The sequence below is a fragment of the Bradyrhizobium sp. genome (assembly GCF_049512235.1).
GTDB lineage: Bacteria > Pseudomonadota > Alphaproteobacteria > Rhizobiales > Xanthobacteraceae > Bradyrhizobium.
Genome location: NZ_JBEKXH010000316.1, coordinates 1 through 7664, shown reverse-complemented (window position 1 = coordinate 7664; position 7664 = coordinate 1). Strand labels below are relative to the sequence as shown.

8 protein-coding genes and 2 pseudogenes are annotated in these 7664 nt (G+C 62.7%); 3 read left to right on the top strand and 7 right to left on the bottom strand.

All coding sequences use genetic code 11. The features are described from left to right. A pseudogene (locus ABSG20_RS24580) lies at positions 1–185 on the top strand (acyltransferase family protein); the annotation flags it as partial. 3 nt (positions 186–188) lie between these two features. Here the strand turns inward: ABSG20_RS24580 and purL are convergent. Further along, positions 189–2393, bottom strand: coding sequence for a phosphoribosylformylglycinamidine synthase subunit PurL (gene purL, locus ABSG20_RS24575; RefSeq protein ID WP_423867098.1), 2205 nt, complete (start codon positions 2391–2393; stop codon positions 189–191). Between the two features lie 181 nt (positions 2394–2574). Here purL and ABSG20_RS24570 point away from each other — a divergent pair, with 181 nt between their 5' ends. Then, positions 2575–3060 carry a PaaI family thioesterase gene (locus tag ABSG20_RS24570; RefSeq protein ID WP_423867097.1) on the top strand — a complete coding sequence of 162 codons (486 nt, stop codon included), beginning with the start codon at positions 2575–2577 and terminating at the stop codon, positions 3058–3060. A gap of 273 nt (positions 3061–3333) precedes the next feature. On the opposite strand, the gene ABSG20_RS24565 is transcribed toward ABSG20_RS24570, so the two are convergent. Continuing rightward, positions 3334–3969 (bottom strand): hypothetical protein, encoded by a 636-nt coding sequence (locus tag ABSG20_RS24565; protein ID WP_423867096.1) that lies wholly within the window; start codon positions 3967–3969, stop codon positions 3334–3336. 481 nt (positions 3970–4450) lie between these two features. Between ABSG20_RS24565 and ABSG20_RS24560 the strand changes: the two genes are divergently transcribed. Then, positions 4451–4765: a hypothetical protein gene (locus ABSG20_RS24560; RefSeq protein ID WP_423867095.1), complete on the top strand. Its 315-nt coding sequence runs from the start codon at positions 4451–4453 to the stop codon at positions 4763–4765. Positions 4766–5072: 307 nt separating this feature from the next. Here the strand turns inward: ABSG20_RS24560 and ABSG20_RS24555 are convergent, their stop codons facing one another. From ABSG20_RS24555 to ABSG20_RS24535, 5 genes and pseudogenes are all read right to left on the bottom strand, one after another. Then, positions 5073–5477, bottom strand: a complete 405-nt coding sequence (locus ABSG20_RS24555; protein WP_423867094.1) for a type II toxin-antitoxin system VapC family toxin — start codon at positions 5475–5477, stop codon at positions 5073–5075. Continuing rightward, positions 5477–5731 (bottom strand): type II toxin-antitoxin system VapB family antitoxin, encoded by a 255-nt coding sequence (locus ABSG20_RS24550; RefSeq protein WP_423867093.1) that lies wholly within the window; start codon positions 5729–5731, stop codon positions 5477–5479. Before ABSG20_RS24550 ends, ABSG20_RS24555 begins: the two co-directional genes overlap by 1 nt. Positions 5732–6005: 274 nt before the next feature. After that, a pseudogene (locus tag ABSG20_RS24545) lies at positions 6006–6092 on the bottom strand (phosphoribosylformylglycinamidine synthase subunit PurQ); the annotation flags it as partial. A 64-nt stretch (positions 6093–6156) separates the two neighbouring features. Continuing rightward, a complete protein-coding gene (gene purQ / locus ABSG20_RS24540; RefSeq protein WP_423867092.1) occupies positions 6157–6858 on the bottom strand; it encodes a phosphoribosylformylglycinamidine synthase subunit PurQ in 702 nt (233 codons plus the stop codon). Positions 6859–7153: 295 nt separating this feature from the next. After that, on the bottom strand, positions 7154–7664 hold a 511-nt coding region (locus tag ABSG20_RS24535), incomplete at its 5' end, for a chemotaxis protein CheW (RefSeq protein WP_423867091.1).

The following is a 7664-nucleotide window of genomic DNA, read 5'->3' as shown; positions in this document are numbered from 1 at the left end:
AGGGCGACGCCTATGGCATCTTTCTGGTGCATTACCCGATCGTGCTGTGGATACAATACTGGCTATTCGATTTCGATCTGCCCGCCATCGTCAAGGCCTTGGTCGCCTTGGTGTTCACCGTCGCGTTGAGCTGGGCTGCGACGGCGGCGCTGCGCAGGATCCCCGGCGCGACGCGTGTGCTGTGAGCGTCAGGCTGCGCCGCTCATATAGGCCGGGAACCAGCCCTCGAAACCGGCCTTCAACGACGCAATCGATACCGGCGTCTCACCGGTGATAGCGATGGCACTGCCGCCCGTCGTGCCGATGCGCTGGCATGGCAGTGCGGCGCCCTTCATCTTCGCCAATACCCGGCCGGCATCGAGCGCGGGCACCGTCACAAGGTAGCGCGCCTGGTCTTCGCCGAACCACCAGGCGTGCGGCACGATCGCTGCGGGTGCGGCCAGGAGCTGCGCTCCTATGCCGCCGGCGATGGCCATCTCCGCCAGCGCGATCAATAGCCCGCCATCGGAAATATCGTGCGCCGCGGTCGCGGTGCCGGCGTGGATCATGCCGCGCACGACGTCGCCGTTGCGCTTTTCCGCCGTCAAATCGACTGGCGGCGGCGCGCCTTCTTCGCGGCCGCAGATGTCGCGCAAATACACCGATTGCCCAAGCCAGCCATGGGTCTCGCCGATCAACAGGATCGCCTCGCCCTCGGCCTTGAAGGCGAGGGTTGCGGACTTGGTAAAGTCATCGAGCAGGCCGACGCCGCCGATCGAGGGCGTCGGCAGGATGCCGCGACTGTTAGTCTCGTTGTAGAGCGAGACGTTGCCGGACACGACCGGGAAATCGAGCGCGCGGCAGGCTTGTGAGATACCCTGCAGGCAGCCGACGAACTGGCCCATGATCTCAGGCCGTTCCGGATTGCCGAAATTGAGATTGTCGGTGATCGCCAGCGGCCGGCCGCCGACTGCGGTGATGTTGCGCCAGGCTTCGGCCACCGCCTGCTTGCCGCCTTCGACCGGATCCGCCTCGCAATAGCGCGGCGTCACGTCCACGGTCAGCGCCAGCCCCTTCGGTCCGTCCTGCACGCGAACGACGGCGGCGTCGCCGCCGGGACGCTGCACCGTATTGCCTAAGATGACGTGGTCATATTGCTCCCAGACCCAGCGCTTCGAGCACAATTCCGGCGTCGCGATCAGTTTTTCCAGCGCGGCGGCAATTCCGACCGGGGGTTTTATCTCGCGCGCGTGGACCACCGGCAGATGCGGCGAACGCACATGGGGGCGATCGTACAGCGGCGCCTCGTCGCCCAATTCCTTGATTGGCAGATCGGCCATCACATCGCCGCCGTGCCTGACAACAAAACGCTTGCTCGGCGTGGTGTGGCCTATGACGGCAAAATCCAGTCCCCATTTGCGGAAGATCGCCTCCGCCTGTTTTTCCTTCTCAGGCTTCAGCACCATGAGCATGCGCTCCTGGCTTTCCGACAGCATCATCTCATAGGCACTCATGCCGGTTTCGCGGGTCGGCACACAATCGAGATCGAGTTCGACACCGAGATCGCCCTTGGCGCCCATCTCCACCGCCGAGCAGGTCAGGCCGGCCGCGCCCATGTCCTGGATCGCGATCACGCAATCGGCCGCCATGATCTCCAGGCAGGCTTCCAGCAGCAGTTTTTCCGCGAAGGGATCGCCGACCTGCACGGTCGGCCGCTTCTCGGCCGAACAGTCGTCGAATTCGGCCGACGCCATCGAGGCGCCGTGAATGCCGTCGCGGCCGGTCTTGGAGCCGAGATAGACGATCGGCATGTCGACGCCGGAGGCCGCCGCATAAAAGATCTTGTCGGCATCGGCGAGGCCGACCGCCATCGCATTGACCAGGATGTTGCCGTCATAGCGGGTGTGGAAACGGACCTGCCCGCCGACGGTCGGCACCCCGAACGAATTGCCGTATCCGCCGACGCCGGCGACCACGCCGGAGACGAGATGGCGGGTTTTGGGATGTTCCGGCGCGCCGAAACTCAGCGCATTGAGGCAGGCGATGGGCCGCGCACCCATGGTGAACACATCGCGCAAGATGCCGCCGACGCCGGTGGTGGCGCCCTGATAGGGCTCGATGTAGCTCGGATGGTTGTGGCTCTCCATCTTGAAAACCACCGCCTGGCCGTTGCCGATGTCGATGACGCCGGCGTTCTCGCCCGGCCCCTGGATGACCCAGGGCGCCCTGGTCGGCAATCCCTTCAGATGCAGCCGCGAGGACTTATAACTGCAGTGCTCGTTCCACATCGCCGAGAAGATGCCGAGTTCGGTGAAACTCGGCACCCGGCCGATCAGCTTGAGAATGCGCTCATATTCGTCCGGCCTGAGGCCGTGGCCGGCAACCAGTTCGGGGGTGATTGGCGGCTGGTTCATGAGGCTCTTCAAGCGGTTGAGGTCCCTTATTAGGGAGATCGGCAGGGGTGGAAAAGGCCTTTTATGGCGCACTTTCCCGCTGTCCAGAGCTTTGCCGCTGGGTGCAGCGTGGCCCGGAGTTTGCACATCACGTGCCAATCGGATTTAAGGATCAAATGCCCGCAAACCAAGGCCACATCGCTTGGACGACCTGACCCAATCCGCATTCCACCGCCGCCCCGACCTGCACGTCGAAACCTCCGGCGAATTCAAGGGCTGGCGCACCTGGAGCCGCGACAGCTTCGAATCAAATAATGGCCCGTTCTGGCACCGGTTGGACGATGACGGCCGCGTGCGCTGCGCCTTCCGGGTCGAGAAGAAACATCTCAACGGCATGGGCAATGTCCATGGCGGCTGCTTCATGACATTCGCGGACTATTGCCTGTTCGCCATGGCCGCACCGATGCTGCAGGGGCCGGGCGTGACGGTATCGTTTGCCTGCGAATTTCTCGACGCCGCGCGCGAGGGCGAGCTGATCGAATGTGACGGTGAAATCATGCGCGCCGGCGGTTCGCTGATTTTTCTGCGCGGGGTGCTGAAATCCGGCGAACGCGCGCTGTTCGCGTTTTCCGGTACCATCAAGCGGGTGAAGCGGCGAACGCCGGTTGACGCCAGCAGCAACGGCTGATCCTGATCGCATCGAGCTTACCCCTCCGCCCTCGCCCGCCAGGGGCCCGCAATTTTCGGTCAGGTACTGACGGACTTTCGCCAGACCCCCGGATCGCTCATGTCACTGCGATCAATCACATTTTTGCGTTATTGGCGCAACTTTGGATGCGGTTAGTTGTGTATACAAATGTATTCAACCATAGATTTCAATCGTTGAGACAGAACCAGCAAAAACTTGAAATTGACACCACCTTTGGTGACATAAGCTGAGCTAGCTAGCGCTGCCTTCCACTCACCGCGCCGGCGGCGCGAAGTCATCGATCTCCATGATGCCCGCGAAATCGACGCCGTTGCGCCGGGCGACCTCAAGGCCGAACGACGACGAGACGATTTCGATCATGCTGTTGCCGGCGAACACCAGTTCGCGGACAAGATAGACGGTTTTTTCGTTTGGACCGATCGCCCGATACTCCCAGTGGACGGCCGGATAATCCTTGACCTTGGTTACCCGCGAAGTGAGCGGCGTGATATCGTGAAGGACCCCCACCGTTCCCGACGAGGCCTGCTGGGTTTGCGCTATCGTTCGCTCGGCATCCTCCTGGGCAAATTTCTCCAGCGCCTGCGGATCCGGGCTGCGCGTCGGACTTTGCATCGTGCGCATATTGACCACAGAACCTTCCGCGCATGCCAGCGGCCGGCAGCGGTAGATCGTACGCCGGTCGAAGGTCTGCGACATGACCCATTTCTGCACGTCCGGCGACTTGAAGCGAACCCGGGTCCCCGGATTGTCCGGCCCTACCGGCGCCGTCACGCATGAGGCCAGCATCAACCCTGCTGCTACGGCATTCAGCCGCAGCATACTCCTGACAAAACGCATCAAAGCCCCCGCCCGCACAATCCTGGCCGCCCAAGCCAATGCGACCGGCATGGCGAAATCCAGCAATAGGTCCGACAATGGCGGTTTGATAACTTCGCGGGCGAGGCGGAACAATCCCCCGATGGCCGCGCGTCCCGTCGAAAAGGAAAAATATTCCGACTGAGGCTATTTTGCATCCCGCAACAGCTTGCGATATTTCCCACATCGCGGAGAAAGAAATGGGGTCCAGTTGATTTCCGGAGGATGGCCGCGCAATCCGAAGACGCCTGTTCGGCGGCCGAGTTTAATTCTACTGTCCCGGTTTACGTGCACACTCCATTCGAGCCGATGGTGGCTAACGACGGCTGGGCGGAGAGCCGCTGTCAAGGCCGACAGCCTCCGAAGGCGGTTGCCGCAGGCCAGCCTTTACAGCGGCTCTCCGCCCAGCCATCCTCGCACCGAGGATCGATGGCCCCTGGATGCGGAATTCCGTCGTTGCGTTGCGGATGCCGCGCGCTGTCGCTTGGCGGCCGTGCCAGCGGGCGGAGTTTTCATGGATCTCCGCTTGGGCTTTCGCGTTGCCCGTGGTCAGCTTCTGGAACCTGGGCCGTGTGGTTTGCGGAAACGAGGAGCACGGATCGTGTTGCGATTGGTCCAGGCGATGGTGTGCGTATTCGAGATCATCACAGTTTTCTCGCCGGCCTATGGGCTGACCACAGAGGAGCTTGTAGCTAAGCTCAAATCCGCTGGGTACTCGCAAATCCGCGAAATCAGATCCGGTAAAATCACCACTTACAGAGCGGTCAAATCCGGTAAGGAAGTGTCCCTCGTGGTCGACAGCTTCGGCAAGTTCACAGAGCTGCCCTAGAAAGTCGGGGAGCTCGACAGGCACATCGAATTTTCATCAGCTCCCCGGCGCCAATCATGAGCCATGCGCTCGCCTCCGCTACAACGCCGGTATTTGTCCGCTGTCCAGGCCGCGTCCGCGCGCCACGCCTCGAAGTCGGCTTCCCCGCACTTAGGAAGATAGTCGCGCCATGCAGCAAGTAGCCCGCATGAACGCAGCGACATGCGGGAATTATAGCAGAGGCGAAGACGCGGGATATCGCTGCGCTTATCCAGGCTACGCTCGCTGTGAAGATGGGTTTCGCGAAGGGCTCAACCTCTCCTACGCGCTATCGGATTGACGCTTCGCCCGGTCGACTGACATCGGTCTTTGCAAAGTCCTCGCCCTTGAACAGCAGGGGTTCGCCGCGGGTCACCGCCAGCGCGTAGGAAAAGCAGTCGCCGAAATTCAGCGCGGCGGCATGACGCCCCTTGCCGTAGCGACGCCAGGCGCGCCGCGCCGCATCGGCCTGCTCGGCGTCGAAAGAGACGATCTCGGCACCGATCCTGAGCAGCCAAAGCTCAAACTCGCGCCCGCCCGCCTCACCCAGCCGCGTCTCCAGCACCATCGTCGCTTCGAGCACGGTTGCCGCGGAGATCAGCCGGATGGGGTCATCGGCAATCCGCATTTCAATCTCCGAGGCATCGGGTTCGTTGAGAGCGATGGCCACGATCGCGGAGGTGTCGATCACCATCAGCGTGGCAATCCGTGCTCGTCATATCCGAGAATTTCTTCTGGTGTCCGGTCATCCAGTATCCGCATTTCACTCCAGCGCCGACGGATTTCGGCCATATCCTCCAACAGCGTCGCTTTACGGGATTCCCCGCCAAGCCGGCGCAGCCGCTCCTCGATCGCGCGTCTGGTTGCCGTCGTGATGTTTTCGCCGGTGAGCTGCGCCAGCCGCTTGGCCAAGCGCTCGGTTTCAGGGTCTTTTATGCTCAGAGCCATTTTATAAGGTTCCTAGGCTCCTCATCAGGTATCTTCTACCTTCGCGCCACGCAAGTGCCAACCGGGAATGAATCGAACATATAGAGAACAACTTGAGGGTCCTTGAGGCGATCTGGACATGCGCTCACAACGCCCTTCGTCGACCGCCATCTCAGCGCAGGATGAGTAGAGCACCGCGGATACCCATCAATGGCGATCTGCGAAGATGATGGGTTTCGCGAAGGGCTCAACCCATCCTACGAGCCACCGACGCCGAGCACGAGGCCGCCGCTGGGTTCATGACCGGCGCGCGCGCGGCGATCGCGTCGCAGCGCAGGTAATCGCCGTAGGAAAATTCACCGGGCACCACGACGAGATCGGTTTGGTTGACCAGGAGATCATTGATCTGCATCATGTGACTACAGGCTGCGAGCCACCGCGAACCTTTAAGCCGCCTGCTCCAGATGCGCCACCAGGCCTGCAAACAGGCCGCGGCCGTCGGTGCAGCCCATGATGTCTTCGACGTGGTTTTCCGGATGCGGCATCATGCCGAGCACGTTACCGTGCTCGCTGATAATGCCGGCGATCGCGTGCGCCGCGCCGTTGAAGTTCGAGCCTTCGTCGACCGCGCCATCGGCGGAGCAGTAGCGATAGATCACCCTGCCCTCGCCCTCCAGCCGCTGCAGCGTCGCTTCATCGGCCTCGTAATTGCCCTCGCCATGGGCGACCGGGACGCGGATGACCTGCCCGGCATTGTAGCCGCGGGTGAACGGGGTATCGGAGCGTTCGACCCGCAGGTGCACGTCGCGGCAGACGAACTTCAGCCGCGCGTTGCGCATGAGCACGCCGGGCAAAAGACCGGCCTCGCAGAGAATCTGAAAGCCATTGCAGACGCCGAGCACGAGACCGCCGCTGGCGGCGAAGGCGCGCACCGCGTCCATGACCGGCGCGCGCGCGGCGATGGCGCCGCAGCGCAGGTAATCGCCGTAGGAAAATCCACCGGGCACGACCACGAGATCAGTGCCCGCGGGCAACGACGTCTCGGCATGCCAGACCATCGCGGGTTCGCGGCCCGAGACAAGCCGCAGCGCGCGCGCCATGTCGCGCTCGCGGTTGATGCCGGGGAAAACCACAATGGCGGATTTCATGGCGCGACAGGCCTCTTTACTCGCCCTCCTCCCTTGCGTCCGGCGGAACCGAATCCGGGCAAGAGGAAGCGGCCGCCGAGGGGAATACGCCGTCGATATCGCAGGCGTCAATACCAGCCGGAACGCGAACGGAGCGCCGGCTTGATCTCAAACCCCGGATCGTCCATCGCCGCGCCCGCTGTGCCGGGAAGCTGGATATCGTAGCGACGAATCCGCGCCGGGTTGCGACCAAGGTTTGGCGACCCATCGTAAACGTGAACGCACCCAAAACAGTCACCAGGCTGCATGCACAGCCTCAGGGTTTCGCAGCCATCGCCAGGACGCTGTCGAGCGGCGGCAAAACGCGGTCGAGGACCAATACGGACAGCAACTGATCGCCGGAGCGCGCGACGTGCGATACTGGAAGCCGCGGGTTCATGGCAATATCCTCGACGTCCTTGTCCAGAAGGTCCTCGATGCGCAGCACTTGATCGATCACGAGCCCGGCCAGCGCGCCTTCGATGCGCACCAGCGTGCAGGGTGGATTGGGATCCGAGCCGGCATGCTCGACCGCCCGGCGCAGATCGAGCACGGGCACCATCGTCCCACCGACATCCGCCATGCCATGGAAGCCCGTTCCAGGTTGCGGCAACGGGGTGACGACGATCGAGGCCTGAATGCGCTCGACCCGGTCGAGCGGAAGGGCGAATAATTCGCGGCCCAGCCGCACGGCAAGAAGCTTGAGCGAAGCCTTGGCGGATGCCATCACGATTTCCGTGGTGGCCGGCGAACTCGGCTCGCGCGGCACCAGTTCGGCGACGGCGTCG